16 protein-coding genes are annotated in these 18603 nt (G+C 40.8%); 6 read left to right on the forward strand and 10 right to left on the reverse strand.

Going from position 1 to position 18603, the window contains the following annotated elements; all coding sequences use genetic code 11:
* Positions 1-205: 205 nt before the first annotated feature.
* From ACFI4Z_RS00005 to ACFI4Z_RS00050, 10 genes are all read right to left on the reverse strand, one after another.
* A complete protein-coding gene (locus ACFI4Z_RS00005; protein ID WP_462668798.1) occupies positions 206-637 on the reverse strand; it encodes a DUF3859 domain-containing protein in 432 nt (143 codons plus the stop codon).
* 51 nt (positions 638-688) lie between these two features.
* The gene (locus ACFI4Z_RS00010; protein ID WP_462669348.1) at positions 689-2524 is read right to left on the reverse strand and encodes a protein kinase domain-containing protein; all 1836 of its coding nucleotides are present in this window, start codon (positions 2522-2524) and stop codon (positions 689-691) included.
* Between the two features lie 149 nt (positions 2525-2673).
* Positions 2674-3528, reverse strand: coding sequence for an HDOD domain-containing protein (locus tag ACFI4Z_RS00015; protein ID WP_462668799.1), 855 nt, complete (start codon positions 3526-3528; stop codon positions 2674-2676).
* A 176-nt stretch (positions 3529-3704) separates the two neighbouring features.
* Positions 3705-4466 carry an SDR family oxidoreductase gene (locus ACFI4Z_RS00020; protein ID WP_462668800.1) on the reverse strand — a complete coding sequence of 254 codons (762 nt, stop codon included), beginning with the start codon at positions 4464-4466 and terminating at the stop codon, positions 3705-3707.
* Positions 4467-4469: 3 nt separating this feature from the next.
* A complete protein-coding gene (mmsB, locus tag ACFI4Z_RS00025) occupies positions 4470-5360 on the reverse strand; it encodes a 3-hydroxyisobutyrate dehydrogenase (protein WP_462668801.1) in 891 nt (296 codons plus the stop codon).
* 4 nt (positions 5361-5364) lie between these two features.
* Positions 5365-6510 (reverse strand): enoyl-CoA hydratase/isomerase family protein, encoded by a 1146-nt coding sequence (locus ACFI4Z_RS00030; protein WP_462668802.1) that lies wholly within the window; start codon positions 6508-6510, stop codon positions 5365-5367.
* Positions 6510-7289, reverse strand: coding sequence for an enoyl-CoA hydratase (locus tag ACFI4Z_RS00035; protein ID WP_462668803.1), 780 nt, complete (start codon positions 7287-7289; stop codon positions 6510-6512). Before ACFI4Z_RS00035 ends, ACFI4Z_RS00030 begins: the two co-directional genes overlap by 1 nt.
* Before the next feature lie 10 nt (positions 7290-7299).
* The gene (locus tag ACFI4Z_RS00040) at positions 7300-8457 is read right to left on the reverse strand and encodes an acyl-CoA dehydrogenase family protein (RefSeq protein ID WP_462668804.1); all 1158 of its coding nucleotides are present in this window, start codon (positions 8455-8457) and stop codon (positions 7300-7302) included.
* A gap of 95 nt (positions 8458-8552) precedes the next feature.
* Positions 8553-10043 (reverse strand): CoA-acylating methylmalonate-semialdehyde dehydrogenase, encoded by a 1491-nt coding sequence (locus tag ACFI4Z_RS00045; RefSeq protein WP_462668805.1) that lies wholly within the window; start codon positions 10041-10043, stop codon positions 8553-8555.
* Between the two features lie 88 nt (positions 10044-10131).
* Complete coding sequence (locus ACFI4Z_RS00050; protein ID WP_462668806.1) at positions 10132-11313, reverse strand: acetyl-CoA C-acyltransferase; 1182 nt, start codon at positions 11311-11313, stop codon at positions 10132-10134.
* Positions 11314-11642: 329 nt separating this feature from the next.
* Between ACFI4Z_RS00050 and ACFI4Z_RS00055 the strand changes: the two genes are divergently transcribed.
* Genes ACFI4Z_RS00055 through ACFI4Z_RS00080 form a run of 6 tightly spaced genes read left to right on the forward strand, consistent with a single transcriptional unit; the run spans position 11643 to position 18594 of the window.
* Entirely contained in the window at positions 11643-12077 is a 435-nt protein-coding gene (locus ACFI4Z_RS00055) for a MerR family transcriptional regulator (protein WP_099293817.1), read from the forward strand.
* 55 nt (positions 12078-12132) lie between these two features.
* Positions 12133-13308 (forward strand): isovaleryl-CoA dehydrogenase, encoded by a 1176-nt coding sequence (locus tag ACFI4Z_RS00060; RefSeq protein ID WP_462668807.1) that lies wholly within the window; start codon positions 12133-12135, stop codon positions 13306-13308.
* A gap of 11 nt (positions 13309-13319) precedes the next feature.
* Positions 13320-14927, forward strand: a complete 1608-nt coding sequence (locus tag ACFI4Z_RS00065) for a carboxyl transferase domain-containing protein (RefSeq protein WP_462668808.1) — start codon at positions 13320-13322, stop codon at positions 14925-14927.
* Between the two features lie 10 nt (positions 14928-14937).
* Positions 14938-15708 (forward strand): enoyl-CoA hydratase/isomerase family protein, encoded by a 771-nt coding sequence (locus ACFI4Z_RS00070; RefSeq protein ID WP_462668809.1) that lies wholly within the window; start codon positions 14938-14940, stop codon positions 15706-15708.
* An 8-nt stretch (positions 15709-15716) separates the two neighbouring features.
* Positions 15717-17690 carry an acetyl/propionyl/methylcrotonyl-CoA carboxylase subunit alpha gene (locus tag ACFI4Z_RS00075; RefSeq protein ID WP_462668810.1) on the forward strand — a complete coding sequence of 658 codons (1974 nt, stop codon included), beginning with the start codon at positions 15717-15719 and terminating at the stop codon, positions 17688-17690.
* Positions 17683-18594 carry a hydroxymethylglutaryl-CoA lyase gene (locus ACFI4Z_RS00080; protein ID WP_462668811.1) on the forward strand — a complete coding sequence of 304 codons (912 nt, stop codon included), beginning with the start codon at positions 17683-17685 and terminating at the stop codon, positions 18592-18594. The genes ACFI4Z_RS00075 and ACFI4Z_RS00080 overlap by 8 nt, the downstream gene beginning before the upstream one ends.
* Positions 18595-18603 lie beyond the last annotated feature (9 nt).

Genomic DNA, 18603 nt, shown 5'->3' on the forward strand with positions numbered 1-18603 from the left:
GGTGCTAGGTGCTAGGTGCTAGGTGCTAGGTGCTAGGTGCTAGGTGCTAGGTGCTAGGTGCTAACAAAATATTGCAATAATTAAGCTGGCAGTGCCAGCTTTATTTAATGGTGCTAACACGCCAGAAAATTATTTATTTACTAAAAGCTACTCCACACCCAATTGATCCATCCTAGCTAACCTTTTGGTAGAAACTTTTAATTTATTAATAACCACGCTTTTGCCAAAATTCAATCTCTGACATGGCTTCTTGTTCAAACACGGCAAATGTTTTATCTGCAATTATTTTACCGTTAAGCTCTATGGTCATACGCCAATCGCCTGTTTTATTACTGATGGGCTCCCACAGCGTATCACCTAAGTAAAAGTCCCAATCATTATCTTTGACGTATTCAACACCTTCAAATGGCTCCATGACGACCCCTTCAGCATCTGGGATTTCTGGATGGTAAATACAATAACGAAGCTTTTCCCCTTTTGCCTTTTTAAAGTTCACGATAAAGCCAAATTCGATATCAAGCTTAGCTGGCACTTTCGTTGTAAACGACTGTATCTGTGGCAAATCTTTTGAAGATGAGTCCCACTGAGTGTAAATGCCAAAGCTTTGCATTGAAGTAATTGGTTTCGCTTTTGCCATAATTGCTCCCTTGCATAAACGGTTTAATTTTAACTAATTTAAATTTGTAGTTTAAGATGAACTTTGGTACTCAAAGCGTTTTGGATCTTTTGGGTAGAAAAAGTCTGCTTGTTTTTCACATAAACTAAACTCACGGGTATTTTTATAAGGCAGTTTCATAAATCCGGCAACACCGACATCAGTAATACTGACTGCGTATTGCATCAGTTTATTGAGTAAACGTTTAAATTCAATTTCTTTACTGGCATCTAACAAACGATAGTAATGGTGAATTTTCATTCTATCAGGCAGAGCTTCAAAAATTATACAACCGGTATGATGAATTTGGTTAAGCTCAAAAACACACTTTATAACTTTCTTTGGTAACTGTAATTGTTCGTCAGGGTCTTTTCCGTCTTCAAAATACGAGTGGGGCCGAGTTACTTCAACATTTTTAATGTCCATCACCTCATAATCAAGTTCAGGTAGATGTTCAAACTTAAAAGCGCCTGTGCCATCTCGCTCTAATTGAATCGTTTTTCTAGCATCGAATAAGCAACATTTAAACAATCCTTTTTGCTTAATGCCTTGAGCAAGCATTACGGTATTATTAACCGCTTGAGTAAATGCAACTCCCAGTGCTTTATCGTGCATGATTAGCGAAGATTCTATATATACAGATTCCTCCTTCCAATGAAAACTCAACCCCCCTACTACCGGGTATTTAGCTAATCGACTAATGGAAGCTAAGAATGCTTTTTCAGTGTCTCCGGTGTCAAATAGAAACTCTTTATAATATCTGTCAAGTTGGGCATCATTTATATCTAGTAATTGTTGTTTATGGTCAGCTTGACGCAAAAATTGTTTACGAGAACTATATACAACTGTATCTGGTGATTCATTACTTTTGCTAAACCAAAAGGGAATTGACGTTTTTTGCTCACCATGAATATTAATATCTGGCAAAAAAGCGTTAGCAATTAAGGGCATATTTCTTATGAAGTAATCACCTGCTTTATCACGGCTAATTTTATCTTTTGACAGCATGCCATCAATTACCTTCGCCAACTCTTTAGGTAGGCCTAAAGAGCTTGCAGGTATAACTTGCGCGCCAAAACGACATGATTGTGCAGAGGCTAATGCATAAAGCGTTGAGGCAACTCCTTGTTCATCGAATCTCGGGGACGACTTTTCTCCAGACATTTGTTCGTCACCAATAAAGTACACATCTCCCATGCGTGCATTGGTAGTACTTAAATCTCCAGACATAAGGTCCATAAAATTACTTGTTACTGGATCACCATAACTATCTACTTGCGCATATACTGAGCTGCCCCAATCAACTAGTGATAGAGCATCTGTTGACTCATCCCAAACAAGGTTAGATGGTTTGATATCTCCATGAACAATTGGCTGCGGGTTTATACCATTTTGCTGGCGCCTTAAATCTATTAATACATTACGTAATTTTAAAGCTAAGCGGGTAATCGCAGCAGCATTAAAACGTCCTTTTTTTAATGATACTTTTTCAAGATCTTCACCTAAAGCACGAGACATCATTAAAATACCCTGCTTTTTTATGCGTTCAAAGCCATAAAACTTAGGTACAAGTGGATTATCAACTTGAGAAAGCATGTATGCTTCATCTTCAAGCCTATCCCTTACACTTTGCGCTAAAGTTATTCGCGAAAACTTAAAAACCCAGGGTTCTTGTTTTTCATCAAGGCCCGCAAAAACAAACCCAAATGCACCAGAGCCAATCATTTCTACATTCGTATAGCCAAGATTAGTAAGCTTTTTTATACATATTGTTAACCATTGGCGATGCTTTTTCGCGTCATGGTGCGATAGCAAATAAACAGATTGCTCTTCGTTAATATAAAAATTTTTTATTTCTTTGGCTTTCACTGCCGAACTCATGATTGAAACGTAGATAAGATTGATTATTCTTTGATTTAACATAGTTTTCAAGAAGTCATGTTAAATTAAAGAATTAGAGGGTTATTATGTAGATTAATAAATGCGAGAAAATTCACAAAGAGGTGATGCAAACACCATTAAGATGAGTTTTCATTTAAGAAGTCGATCACATCTTCTTGTAAATCAAGTTTGTCATCTTCGCTTAAGTGCAGGATATCCAATACGTTGCCTTCAATAACATGCCAGTAAGATAAGGGGCTTCCACGTTTGACAATATTAACAATGTTTTCAGCCATTTTTAGAATAGCTAAACTTAACTGCTCTTCAGTGTCTGTTATATGTTCCAGCATTTTTACATCGTGATGAATTAAAATAATATCACAAATTTCTTTTGGTAAATGCCAGCTATTAGCAAAATAATAACCTATTACCGCATGATTGGTTTTAAACATACGTTCTTCAATTTCAATAATAGTTTCTTTATTTGTCCTATCTGCATGATGCAGTGCTTTTACATAATTATCATATTTGATAGCCATTGGTGGAACACCGCAATCATGAAAAAGCCCAAGAGTATATAGCGATTCAAGTGAAACCTTATTTTTAAACCGTTGCCCAATTATCATGTTTACGTGTGCAATCTCTGTTGAAGTATCCCAAAATCGTTCAAGGCTAATGCAGCTATTGTCTGTTGAAAACATTTGCTTCAATTTTAACCCTTGGACAAGCGAATTCACCCCATCCCAACCAAGGAACATAATGGCTTGTTTTATATCTGAGACAGTTCTAGATAATCCATAAGCAGGAGAATTAATTATTTTTAATATAGCTGCAGATATAGCTAAATCTTTAACAATAATATCTGCGGCTTCAAATAAGGCAGGATCTTCCTTTGCTGCAAGATCTTGCAAGTCACTTAAAATTTGCGGTTTAGGCGGGATGATAAAGTTTCTGTTTATATCTGATAACACTTGTTCTGTTATTTCTATCATTAAGGTTGGATCCCCATATACAGAATACGTAATCTATACTTTTACGAGAAATATAATAATAGAAGGTGTTTAGGGGGTTAGCAATACACAGAGATGTTAAATATGCAATTTAGAAAAGATAAAATGTATTGGGGTGTTCCAAATAAAATGAAACACCCATAGTTTAACATATTTATTTAAAGGCGAATGCCCCCATCAATTTCCACAACTCGACCGGTAAAGAAATCGTTCTCAATAATATACTGAGCAGTGTGAGCAATCTCATCAGCCTCACCAAAGCGCCCTACGGGTGTAACAGCTAACATACGCTGTTTAGCTTCTGGCTTCATTGCATCTGTCATATTTGTGCGTATTACACCAGGGGCAATAGCACCTACTCGAATACCAAATCGACCCAGCTCTTTTGCCCACCCGGTTGTCATTGCAACAACACCCGCTTTTGATGCTGCGTAGTTTGTTTGACCAATATTACCCGCACGGGCAACACTTGACATATTAATGATGACTCCACCTTTACCAGACTCAACCATGTGTGATGCAGCTTCGCGTCCAGCTAAAAAGACACCTGTTAAATTTACATCAATCACTGATTTAAATTGGTCAAGCGCCATTTTAGCAACAACTTTACCTTCTTTCGCTTTTATGAACATACCATCACGCAAAATACCTGCATTATTAATAAGTACACCAATTTGACCAAAATCAGTATTTATCTTATTAAAGGTAGTTTCAACTTCTTCTTCGTTAGTAACGTTTGTAACATAGCCCTTTACGGTAACACCATAGTTACTTAGCTCTTTAACTGCAGCATCTAAAAGTTCTTGTTGCATATCAATCAGCGCTATATTAGCACCTAATCCAGCAAGCTTATGCGCCATAGCAAAGCCTAAGCCTTGAGCACCGCCTGTAATAACAACCGTATTATTTTTAATTTCCACCGATTACTCCTTTGAGAATAGTTTAAAAATGGCACTAAAATCTTCGCTACCAACACCTTGATGTTGCAACATGGTATATAAGTTTTTAGCCATAGAACCCATAGGGGTTGATGAGTTACTTTGCTGAGCGGCTTCCATAGCAAGACCCAAATCTTTAGCCATCAAGTCGACCATAAAGCCAGGCTTGTAATCATTACTTGCTGGGGCCGTATTCATAACACCTGGGCATGGGTTGTAGAGTTCAAGTGTCCAATTTCGTCCCGAACTTGCTGTCATAATGTCACTTAATACTTTAGCGTCTAAACCATTATTGATACCCATTTGAATCGCTTCGCTAGTGCCTGCCATCAAAATACTCAATAACATGTTATTACATATTTTAGCGACTTGACCTGCGCCAATATCACCCGCATGAAAAATATTTTTACCCATGTCACTAAGGACTGGCTGCGCTTTTTCAAAGTGTGACACTGCACCGCCCACTATAAAGGTAAGAGTACCAGCAGTGGCGCCAGCAACACCACCAGAGACCGGGGCATCAACAAAGGCGATATCTTGCTCTGCAAGCTCAGCACCGACCTCTCTAGCTGATGCTGCATCAATTGTTGAGCAATCAATGATTAGTGTTGATTTAGCTAAAATATTAATTAAACCCGTTTCACCTAGGTAAAGTGATTTAACGTGTTTGCTTGCAGGAAGCATACTTATCAATACATCAACATCTGTTGCACAATGTTTTGCATCTTTTGCCGCTGATGCACCTTGCTCAACAAGGTGACTTACTGCTGGCGCACTCAAATCAAACACCTTAACAGCATGCCCTGCTTTGATAAGGTTAGCAGCCATAGGGCCGCCCATATTACCTAAGCCAATAAAGCCAATTGAAAGAGACATAACATTATCCTTGTGTAAGTTGTTTTAATGGATGAGATTTCTCATCCCAGCGTGAGTTAAAAAAGCTATCAATAATATCACTTGGGATTTGCTCAATTGCTTTATACTGCCAATTAGGACTTCCATCCTTGTCAATTAATAGCGCGCGAATGCCTTCTTGAAACTCACCTACTTCACCACAGCGAACGGACATATCTAATTCCATTTGAAAACACTCACCTAGGCTTTTACCTTTTGAATTTTCAAGTTGACGTGCTACCAATTCACAGCTTAGAGGACAACCATGCTTCAATGATTTTTGCGCACGGGTCAGCCATTTATCCTCAGTTTGGAGATTTAAGATATAATCGATTTTCTCTTTTAATAAGGTGAAATCGCCAAGTTTTTGAATTGCTGATAAATTAGCTTTAACATTCCCTTTAGGTAAACGTCCTGATAATTGGTCGAGCTCGTTTAATAAGCCTGTTAATTTTTCATGATTTAATGACGCTGTTTTGCCCCACTTAGTCGTAACTAACTGTTCAAGTAATAAGTTGTATTTTTCGCTATTAACGAAATGATCAGCTAACGAGACAAACATCGCATCTTCACAGTTAATGGAAGCCGCTGTTAAGCCTAAAAATAACCCAATATGTTCTGGCATTTTATGTAAAAAGTAACTGCCGCCAACATCAGGGTATAATCCTATCGTTAATTCAGGCATGGCAATTCGTGATGTCTCAGTGACAACTCGGTGACTAGCACCTGCCATCAAACCTAAGCCACCACCCATAACAATACCATTACCCCACACTAAAAAAGGTTTTTCGTAGCAATGTATCAGGTAATCAAGTCGGTATTCTTGCGTAAAGAAATCTTCAATTAAACTATTAGGCTCATTTGAACTCATAGCGGTATGAAGACTCACTACATCTCCGCCTGCACAAAATGCTTTATCACCTGCACCTTTTAGCATCACCATCGCGATATCATCATCATCTGCCCACGCTTTTAACTGCGGTTCTAACAGTTTGATCATGTCAAAATTAAGGGCATTTAATGATTTAGGAGAATTAAGCGTAGCGATGCCAATTAAAGAACCATTCGTAGCAGTCGCTGTTTCAAACAGCACTGGCGAGTCATGATTATTAAGTTGCACTAAATCAACCATTAGCCATTCACCCAATTTGCTTTTCGTTTTTCTAAAAAGGCGTTAACCCCTTCGCGCTGATCTTCTGTATCAAATAAACTAACAAATAACTCACGCTCTAAAGGGAGAGCATGAGCCATAGGTTGAGTACGGCCTTTTTGAATGAGTAACTTACAGGCGCTTACAGCTACAGGACTTTGATCAGCAACTTGGTTTGCAAGTTTTAAAGCACTCGCAAAGCTTTCGCCTTGTGGTACTACTTCTTCTACTAGCCCAATTTGTAATGCTTTATCTGCTTTTAGGCGCTCACCACATAAAATCATTCGCTTAGCCCAGCCTTCTCCGACTAGCCACGATAGATTTTGTGTTCCACCTGCACAAGGTAATAAACCAACTTTTGCCTCAGGTAGCGCCATTTGAGCTTGTTCTTCAGCAATACGAATATCACATGCTAAAGCTACCTCAAGTCCACCACCCATGGCATAACCATTAATCGCCGCAATAGATACGCCTCGAAAGTCAGATAATGCTTCAAATGCATCACCAAATACTTTTGACATTGTTGCAGCAACACCTTTATCGCCATCCGCGAATACATTTAAATCAGCACCGGCGCTAAAAAATTTCTCACCTTCCCCTGTGATCACCAAGGAATAGATATTTTTATTATCATTAAGCTCGTTTACTTTATTTTTCAAAGCGATTAACGTGTCTTGAGTCCAGGTATTTGCTGGCGGGTTTGACATGGTTAAAATTGCTACGTGACCTTCAATGGTTAAATCAATACTTGGGTTTGACATGATGTGCTCCTTATAAAATATCAGCTGCTGATTGTGCTAAAATACGACGAGCAATGATCACCCGCATAATTTCATTTGTGCCCTCTAGAATTTGGTGAACGCGAACATCTCGAACATGGCGCTCTAGCGGGTATTCTTTAATGTAACCATAGCCACCATGGATTTGCAGCGCTTCATTACAAACAGTAAAGCCAACATCTGTAGCGAACCGTTTAGCCATTGCGCAATACGTAGTTTTTTCACTATCACCAGTATCAAGCTTAAAAGCCGCTAATCGAACCATTTGGCGGGCTGCAACAAGTTCAGTGTTCATGTCTGCAATTTTAAATTGCAGTGCTTGAAATGCAGCCAACGGTTTCCCAAACTGTTCACGTTCTTTTAAATATTCGCGAGCTGTTTCAAGTGCAGCTTGAGCTGTACCAATTGAACATGTCGCAATATTAATGCGTCCACCATCAAGACCCTGCATTGCAAACTTAAAACCTTCACCTTCAGAACCTAGTAAGTTTTCAGCGGGTATACGTACATCTTCAAAACTGATTAAGCGTGTAGGTTGAGCGTTCCAGCCCATTTTTTCTTCAGCTTTACCGTATTCAATTCCTTTAGCATCTGCAGGTACTACGAATGCAGAAATACCTGCTGCACCTTCATCCCCTGTGCGTGCCATAACGACAAGTACTTCAGTTTCACCGGCACCAGAGATAAACATTTTAGAGCCGTTTATAACGTATTCATTGCCTTGTTTTACTGCTTTAGTTTTTAATGAGGCTGCATCCGACCCTGAGCCTGGTTCAGTTAAACAATACGAAGCTAATAACTCACCCATAACGAGCTGTTCGCAATATTGATTCTTAATATACTCTGTGCCAAAACTAGCAATCATCCAAGTTGCCATATTATGAATCGTCAGCATCGCGGTTGTTGCAGTGCAACCCATTGCGAGTTGTTCAAATATAATGCTTGAATCTAGGCGAGATAAACCTAATCCACCAGCTTCCTCTGGTGTATATAGACCACAAAAACCAAGCTCACCTGCTGCTTTGATAGTATCTTTTGGGAATATATGCTCACGGTCCCACTTAGCAGCATTAGGGGCAAGCTCTGACTGTGCAAATTGGCGGGCTGTTTCAGCAAATGCTTGCTGATCTTCTGTTAAATTAAAGTCCATGGAAGACCTCTTTATATTTTATATGTTGTCAAAATAGATAAAAGGGCTACAAAGGCATCATTGTGTGTGAAGTTTCCTTTGCGCCCCTATTTTTATTATTTAAGATTAATACTCATGTTAGGACCTGAAGCAATATCATCTTCAAACCAACGAGATGTAATTGTTTTTGTTTCTGTATAAAAACGAATACCCTGTTTACCATATGTATGTGTGTCACCATAGAAAGAACCTTTCCAACCAGTAAACGAAAAGAAAGGCAGTGGAACAGGAATAGGTACATTAATACCCACTTGACCTACTTCAATCTCATGTTGGAATTTTCGCGCTACCGCACCACTTGAAGTAAATAACGATGTACCGTTTCCGTATGGAGAGTTATTAATAAGTTCGATAGCTTCTTCAAGGGTGTCAACAAACATACACGCCAGTACTGGGCCAAAAATCTCTTCGTTATAAAGATCCATGTCTGTTGTTACATCACTAAATAGTGTTGGACCAACCCAGTTCCCTTTTTCGTAACCCTCAACAGTAAAATCAGAGCCGTCAATTAAGCATGTAGCGCCTTGATCTTTACCACTTTGGATCAGTGATAAAATACGTGCTTTAGCCGCTGCAGATGTTTGCGGGCCGTAAGCGGCGTCTTTGTCATCCCAAGCTCCAGGACGAACATTGGCAAAGCCTGCTTTAATATCTTCAACCCAATCTTTGGCCTGACCAACAAATACAGCAACAGAGATTCCCATACAACGTTGACCAGCAGCACCAACAGAGGCACCAACCAGGTTATTAACAACATGTGAGCGACTGGCATCAGGCATAATAACCATATGGTTTTTAGCACCTACACACGCTTGAACACGTTTAAGATTTGCTGTTCCTTTTGAATAGATATATTCACCAACACCACATGAACCAACAAAAGAAATAGCACGTACCGCATCATCTTCAAGTAGGCGATCAACTTGAGGCTTAGTCCCATGAACAACTTGAAGAACACCTTTTGGAGCTCCTGCTTCAACAAATAATTCAGCCAAACGCATTGGCGTTAGTGGATCTTGCTCTGATGGCTTCAAAATAAACGTGTTTCCACATACGATTGCTAGTGGGAACATCCATAATGGGATCATCGCCGGAAAGTTAAATGGCGTAATGCCTGCACATACACCTAATGGCTGCATATATGAGTAAGTATCAATTTTACGCGCAACGTTTTCAATGGTTTCGCCCATCATTAATGAAGGTGCGTTTGCTGCTTGTTCAACCACTTCGATACCACGCCAAACATCACCTTTAGCATCTTCGAATGTTTTACCGAGCTCATGGCAAATAATGGTAGCAAGCTCATCGTGATGCTCTTTAAGTAATGCTGCATATTTCATCATAATGCGAGCACGCTCAGTTATCGGCACGTCTTTCCATGTTTTAAATGTTGCTTTTGCTGACTCAATTGCAGCATCCATTTCAGCATCGGTGGCACATGGAACATGGGCTAGTACTTCTTGATTTGCAGGGTTAATAACATCAATAAGTTGATCTGATGTTGATTGAATAAATTCGCCGTTAATGAATAATGGTACTTGGTGCATAGTGCACTCCTCCCCAGAGGGTGATAATTAAACCGCAGTAAATTGTTATTAAAATGGCCTGCGGCTATAAGTTTATAAAAATGAGTTGTTAAATTGCTTCAACTGCGAGTGCTACGGCTTCACCGCCACCAATACACAATGAAGCGATACCTTTTTTAAGGCCTCGGTTTTTAAGCGCATGGATAAGTGTAACCAATATACGTGCACCACTTGCACCAATTGGATGACCAAGTGCACAAGCACCACCGTTGACGTTAACTTTTTTTGCATCGAGCTTCATTTCATTGATGGCCAACATAGTGACCATCGCAAATGCTTCATTGATTTCCCAAAGATCGACATCATCAGTTGACCAACCAGCTTTGTTTAACAACGTATTCATTGCGCCAACCGGTGCCATAGTAAATTCGCTGGGTTTTTGTGAGTGCGTGCTGTGCGCAACAATTCTACAAAGTGGTGTTAAACCTTGGGATTTAGCATGCGATTCGCTCATTAAAATTAATGCAGCTCCACCATCTGAAATTGATGATGAGTTAGCAGCGGTAATTGTGCCGTCTTTTTTAAATGCAGCACGCAGACTAGGAATTTTATCAGGACGAGCATTGCCAGGTTGTTCGTCTACACTGATTTTCAAGTCTCCCTTACGAGTTTGCATGGTATGAGGGGCAATTTCAGCATGAAAACTGCCGTTATCTATCGCAGCATTTGCCTTACTTAAAGAAGAGAGTGCAAACTCATCCATCTGTTCACGGCCGATACCGTATTCATCCGCTGTATCTTGCGCAAAACAACCCATAGCTTTGTTATCATATGCATCTTCTAATCCATCAGACATCATATGATCTTTGATTTCGCCATGACCCATTCGCATACCGCCGCGCGCTTTTGGAATAAAGTATGGCGAATTAGTCATGCTTTCCATGCCACCCGCTATGGCACTATTTATTGAGCCTGCTTTAATCAGGTCATGCGCTAACATAGCCGCCTTTAAACCTGAACCACACACTTTATTAATTGTCGTTGCGCCGGTAGTAAGGGCTAAGCCTGCTTTAAGCATTGCTTGGCGTGCAGGTGCTTGTCCTAAACCTGCAGGCAATACACAACCCATGATAACTTCATCAATTGCACTGTCGTTTAAACTAGCTTCAGCTAGTGCACTAGCAATAGCAGTTGCACCTAACTCTGTGGCGTCTGCACCGCTAAGGGCTCCCATAAAACCACCCATTGGGGTGCGTTTAGCTGCTACAATAACAACGGCTTCGGTAGTCATAAAAAGGCTCCATTTAGTAATTGGCACTCTCATTGTGTTTCAAGATAAGCCATACAATACGTTTATAATCTGCATATGAGCATACATAATATTTACGTTTACGCCAACGTAAATCTAAAATCAAGGTTTTTGCGCCCAACAAAAGTGTAAACTTATCTTTATTTTAGTGTAGTAATTAACAAACAACTCGGCTACAGCACCTATAAACAATGCTGTTCTTGCAAACCAACACACTTAACACCTACGTCTAAAGTATAACTTCCACAATCCACTTTACCTTTACGTAAACTTCACTTATATTGGTGTTATTCGAATGAGGTAAAAACACTATGAATCCAGATAATCAAACAAACTTTGCAAGTTCAGCTACTGAGCCTGCGAGTAATGAACAAACATTTAGTATCAGTGAATTAGCTAAAGAGTTTGATATTACTACGCGCTCTATCCGCTTTTATGAAGATCAAGGCTTGATTTCTCCTGAACGCAATGGGCAAACTCGCATTTATTCTAAGCGCGATAAAGTCCGCTTGAAGTTAATTCTACGCGGTAAGCGCCTAGGATTTACACTTGCTGAAACCGGACGTTTGTTTGAACTTTATGACGCTGACAAATCAAGTGCTAAACAACTGGTTACTATGCTTGATTTAATTGCAGACAAAAAAGCCGACCTAAGCCAACAAATGGACGATATTAAAGTTGTCTTGATGGAACTTGTTACGGCAGAACGACGTTGTCGCGATACCTTAAATAATTTAGATGAATAACTAACACTACTACATTATAAAAATTCATTAACAGACTCTCACACAGGAATGAATCATGAGCACTATTTCACTATATAAAGAAATGAACTTTGGCCTTGGCGAAACAGCAGATATGATCCGTGATCACGTTAATAGCTTTTCTAGTCAAGAAATCGCCCCATTAGCTGAAAAAACCGACCTTGATAATGCGTTTCCTAACCAACTTTGGCCACAACTTGGCGAAATGGGTTTATTAGGCATGACAGTACCAGAAGAGTTAGGTGGAGCTGGGCTTGGTTACTTAGAGCATGTAATCGCGATGGAAGAAATAAGCCGAGCAAGTGCATCTATTGGCTTGAGTTACGGTGCGCATTCAAACCTGTGTGTAAACCAAATAAATCGTAATGGGTCTCAAGCCCAAAAAGAGAAATACTTACCGAAATTAATTAGTGGTGAACACATTGGTGCCTTGGCAATGAGTGAACCCAATGCTGGATCTGATGTAGTATCAATGAAACTAAAAGCACAGAAGAAAGGCGATAAATACATTCTGAACGGTAATAAGATGTGGATCACCAATGGCCCAGATGCAGATACCTTAGTTATCTACGCTAAAACAGATTTAAACGCCGGTGCTAAAGGCATTACTGCTTTTATCGTTGAAAGTAGCTTCCCAGGTTTTTCAACTGCACAAAAGCTCGACAAACTCGGTATGCGCGGGTCTAACACCTGCGAATTAGTATTCGAAAACTGCGAAGTCCCAGAGGAAAATATTCTCGGTAATTTAAACGAAGGCGTTAAAGTACTGATGAGCGGTCTTGATTATGAGCGTGTAGTACTTGCAGCAGGCCCTCTTGGAATCATGCAAGCCTGCATGGACATTGTGGTTCCTTACATACATGAACGTAAGCAATTTGACACGCCAATAGGTCAGTTCCAACTCATTCAAGGTAAAGTTGCCGATATGTACACACAAATGAACGCCGCTCGTTCATATGTATATACCGTTGCTAAAGCGTGCGACCGTGGTGAAACAACCCGTAAAGATGCCGCTGGCGCGATTTTATATGCAGCAGAGCTGGCAACCAAAATGGCACTGGACGCAATTCAAATTCTTGGTGGCAATGGCTACATAAACGAATATGCAACGGGCCGCCTACTACGTGATGCAAAACTTTATGAAATTGGTGCCGGGACCTCAGAAATTCGCCGCATGCTTATTGGCCGTGAACTTTTCACTGAAAGCAGATAAGGGCCTACGCGATGACTATTTTAAAATCTAGCGTTAATCCACATGATCCACAGTTTCTACAAAATCAGCAAAACATGGCTGGGTTAGTTGATGATTTACGCACCAAAGTAAAAGAAATAAGCCAAGGTGGTGGCACAGCACTAATAGAGCGCCACGAAGGCCGAGGTAAACTTTTTGTTCGTGATCGTATAAGCACCTTACTAGATGAAGGCTCGCCATTTTTAGAGATATCACAATTTGCAGCTTATGGTGTTTATGATCAAGCCATACCTTGTGCGGGTGTTGTTGCTGGTATTGGCCGCGTAAAAGGTGTTGAGTGTATGATCATAGCCAATGACGCGACAGTTAAAGGCGGCACTTACTTCCCTCTTACAGTTAAAAAGCATTTACGGGCGCAAGACATTGCTGAGCGTTGCCACTTACCATGTATCTATTTAGTGGATTCAGGCGGCGCAAATCTGCCTGAGCAAGACGATGTATTTCCAGATAAACTGCATTTTGGCCGCATATTTTACAATCAAGCAAGAATGTCAGGTAAAGGTATTCCACAAATTGCGGTGGTTATGGGCCTATGTACAGCAGGCGGCGCATATGTACCGGCTATGGCTGATGAAAGTATCATTGTAAAAGAGCAAGGCACCATATTTTTAGCAGGTCCACCTTTGGTTAAAGCCGCGACGGGTGAAGAAGTTACAGCAGAAGAACTCGGTGGAGCAGATGTACACTGTAAAACCTCGGGTGTAGCAGACCATTACGCTGAAAATGATAGCCATGCATTATCAATTGCACGTCAATGTATTGAGCGCATTAATTATCAGCGCCCTACTCAACCTTTACTGAATGAAGTTAAAACACCTCGATACGACATCAACGAGCTATATGGCATTGTAGGTACTGATCTTAAAAAGCCATTTGACGTGCGTGAAGTCATCGCACGAACAGTAGATGATTCATCGTTTGATGAATTCAAACGTTACTTTGGTGACACTCTGGTAACTGGCTTTGCCAAAATATATGGCCACCCTGTGGGCATTGTGGCAAACAACGGCATTTTATTTAGTGAATCAGCACAAAAAGGTGCGCACTTTATACAGCTTTGTGCCCAGCGCAATATCCCTTTAGTATTTTTACAAAATATTACCGGTTTCATGGTGGGTAAAAAGTACGAAGCAGAAGGCATCGCAAAACATGGTGCCAAAATGGTGATGGCCGTGTCTTGTGCTGATGTACCAAAGTTTACCGTATTAATAGGTGGCTCATACGGTGCTGGCAACTACGGTATGTGTGGCCGTGCCTTTGAACCAACCATGATGTGGATGTGGCCTAATGCCCGTATATCAGTAATGGGTGGCGAACAAGCTGCGGGTGTAATGGCGCAAGTCAAACAAGATGGTTTAGCGCGAAAAGGTCATAGTATGACTGATGAACAAATTAGTGAATTTAAAAAACCAATCATTGATCAATACGAGCAGCAAGGCCATCCGTATTATGCAAGCGCTCGTTTATGGGATGACGGTATAATCGACCCTGCTGATACACGTAATGTTCTTGGCTTGGCATTAACTGCAGCGGCTAATGCACCAAAACAAGATTCGCAATTTGGCGTCTTTAGAATGTAAGGAAGTGAGTATGTCAGTAACACTACAAATAACTAAATCAAATGTGGCTGTACTCGTTTTAAGTCGCCCAGAAAAGCGTAATGCTTTTAACGATCATGTTATTCATGAGCTTATCCAATGCATTGAACATGCAAATACGCTAGATGTACGTGCCCTTGTACTTAGAACTGAAGGGGAACATTTTTCAGCCGGTGCCGATCTCAACTGGATGAAATCTATGGCTGGCAACGATTTTGCTGAAAACCTAGCTGATTCAAAACAGCTTGCAAAATTAATGCATGTTTTAGCAACTAGTCCGCTTGTCACCATTTGCGCTGTACAAGGTGCAGCATTTGGCGGCGCACTGGGTTTAATTGCCTGTTGTGACATTGCAATTTGCCAAGATAATGCCCAGTTTTGCCTAAGTGAAGTCAAACTAGGGCTAATACCTGCGGTGATCAGTCCTTACGTTATCAAAGCGATAGGTGAACGTGCAGCACGCAGATACTTTTTAACTGCCGAAATCTTTGATGCCCACACAGCAAAGCAGCTTGGTTTAGTGCATCAAGTTACAGGCAAACTTGATTGTGCCGTTGATCAACTACTTGAAACACTCATTAACAATGGCCCTGTTGCGGTTCGTGCTGCTAAACAGCTAATTAATGATGTCGCAGGTCATGAGATAAATGGCCAAATAATAAACCTAACTGCTGAACGTATTGCACATATTCGGGTATCTGAAGAAGGCCAAGAAGGTTTAACTGCCTTTTTCGAGAAACGTCCACCTAGTTGGCAAGCATAGGATTCACCATGAGCACTCAATCATTACAAAAAATTCTTATTGCTAATCGAGGCGAAATTGCCTGTCGCGTTATGCGTACGGCAAAACAGATGGGCTTAGCCACAGTGGCGGTTTATTCCGATGCAGATAAACATGCTCAGCACGTTAAATTAGCAGATGAAGCTTATCATATCGGTGCAGCACCGAGTAAAGACTCATATTTAGTAGCTGATAAAATTCTTAAAGTTGCCCTTGATGCAAACGTCGACTGCATTCATCCAGGCTATGGATTTTTATCAGAAAACAGTGAATTTGCAAAAGCCTGTGAACAAAACAGCATTGCATTTATAGGCCCACCTGCAAGTAGTATTGAAGCTATGGGGTCTAAAACGCGTGCGAAAGAAATCATGGCTGCGGCAAATGTACCTTTAGTTCCGGGATACTACGGCGATAACCAAGAGCCCGATTTCCTTCAAGCTGAAGCCGATAAAATTGGCTACCCTGTGCTTATTAAAGCTGCTTTTGGCGGCGGTGGTAAGGGCATGCGGATCGTTGAACACGCCAAAGATTTTTTAACAGCATTGCAAGGAGCTCAACGTGAGGCCATTGCGGGTTTTGGTAACGATCTGGTATTACTGGAGCGCTATGTTAATAAGCCTCGCCATGTTGAAGTACAAGTGTTTGCAGATAATCACGGTAACTGCGTGTATTTAGGCGATCGCGATTGCTCATTACAACGTCGTCACCAAAAAGTGATAGAAGAAGCCCCTGCTCCGGGTCTTAGTGATGAACTTCGAAAAGAGATGGGCGAAGCTGCGGTGAGATGTGCATTAGCTATCAATTATCGCGGTGCTGGTACGGTAGAATTTTTACTGTGTGGCGATGAATTCTTCTTTATGGAAATGAATACCCGTTTACAAGTAGAACACCCAGTAACAGAAATGGTCACGGGAGTTGATTTAGTCAATTGGCAAATCAATGTGGCTGCTGGTAACACGCTACCTTTAAAGCAATCTGATATCGTACTGCAAGGCCATAGTTTCGAAGCGCGTATTTATGCAGAAGATCCAAGCAATGACTTTATTCCTTGTTCTGGCACGCTCGATGGCTTGTATATACCAGCTGAATCTGAGTTTGTACGTATAGATACAGGTATAAAACAAGGGGATGAAATAAGCCCGTTTTATGACCCCATGATCGCAAAACTCATCGTCCATGATGATAGCCGTGCTGCTGCGCTTTCGCGTTTAAGTACTGCTCTTGAGCAATTTCATTTATCTGGATTTAGCTGTAACGTCAGCTTTTTACATAACTTAGCCAATCATCAAACCTTTAAACAAGGTGCACCAGATACGCACTTTATTGAAGAGCAAGGCGATGCATTGATTACATATGATGCTAATTTAAATACTTTTAGCAAAGTTATCGCTGCATTTTGCTATTTAGCAGAATTAAATAGCAATGGCGTAAGCCCTTGGGATCAGCTATCGGGCTTTATGCTAAACCGCGACCCAATTATTACTGTACCTTTTAGTGACAATCCTATCTCGGCGACTAAGTTAAATGACGGTTTCACAATTCACTTAGATTCAGTTGACTATACAACCACTGGCACAATTGAAAATAACCTGTGCCAGGTGTTTATAAACGGTGATAAGCATACATGCCATGTTGTTAATACAGCAAACACCATTACGGTGATGTACAAAGCACTACAGACTACGTTTGAATTAACCGATAAGCATTTTATAAGTGAACATGAAAGTGAAGCTCTGCCGCTTGCAGCTCCTCTAAATGGTACTGTGGTTAAGCACCTTGTTGAAGTCGGTAAAGAAATTCAAAAAGGTGATGCAGTTGTTATTATTGAAGCGATGAAGATGGAGTATACCCTCAACGCACCGCACGATGGCATTTTGCAAAGTTATTGTTTTGCTGAAGGTGAATTGGTAAGTCATGGTGCCCTGCTTGCTATCGTAACAGATGAGAGTAACGCAGATGAGTAACACATTGCCTACACAAGTACGAATTGTAGAAGTGGGTGCGCGAGATGGCCTGCAAAATGAAAGCGCTGTTAGCACCCAAGACAAAGTGTCACTTATCAATGCTCTTGCAGCAGCAGGTATTCGCGATATCGAAGCCGGTGCATTTGTATCACCTAAGTGGGTGCCGCAAATGGCTGATTCGCGTGACGTGATTAACTCTCTAAATCTGCCAGATAATAACTTAACCGCCCTCACACCAAATTTAAAAGGGGCACAAGCAGCGCATGAGGTAGGCATAAAAGAGTTTGCTATATTCACAGCAACCAGTGAGTCTTTTTGCCAGAAGAACATCAACTGTTCAATTGAACAAAGCATTGCCCGCTTTGCTGATGTTATGGAATTTGCCAAACAACATAATATACGTGTACGTGGCTACGTAAGCTGTGTACTAGGTTGCCCCTACGAAGGCGACATAAGCCCGCAACGCGTATTAGAAGTGAGTCAAATGTTATTAGACCTTGGCTGCTATGAAATAAGCCTCGGTGACACCATAGGTGTAGGCACAGCTAAAAAGGTGGATGATTTATTTGATGTATTGTTAGCGCATATTGATAAATCATTGTTAGCTGTTCATTTTCACGACACTTACGGCCAAGCGCTCACAAATATTTACACAGCCTTAAACCGAGGAATAGCAACGGTTGACAGTGCAGTAGCAGGGCTTGGCGGCTGTCCCTATGCTAAGGGAGCGTCAGGAAATGTTGCCACTGAAGATGTTGTTTACTTACTGCAAGGGCTTGGCATAGAGCATGGAATTGATTTAGAAAGACTAGTTAACGCTGGTTGGGCTATTTGTAGTGCATTAAACAAACAACCTGTGAGCAAAGTGTCATTAGCTTTAAAAAATCAATCTACTGACCAATAATTAATGTAT

The organism is Pseudoalteromonas sp. RWi3 (genome assembly GCF_054960735.1).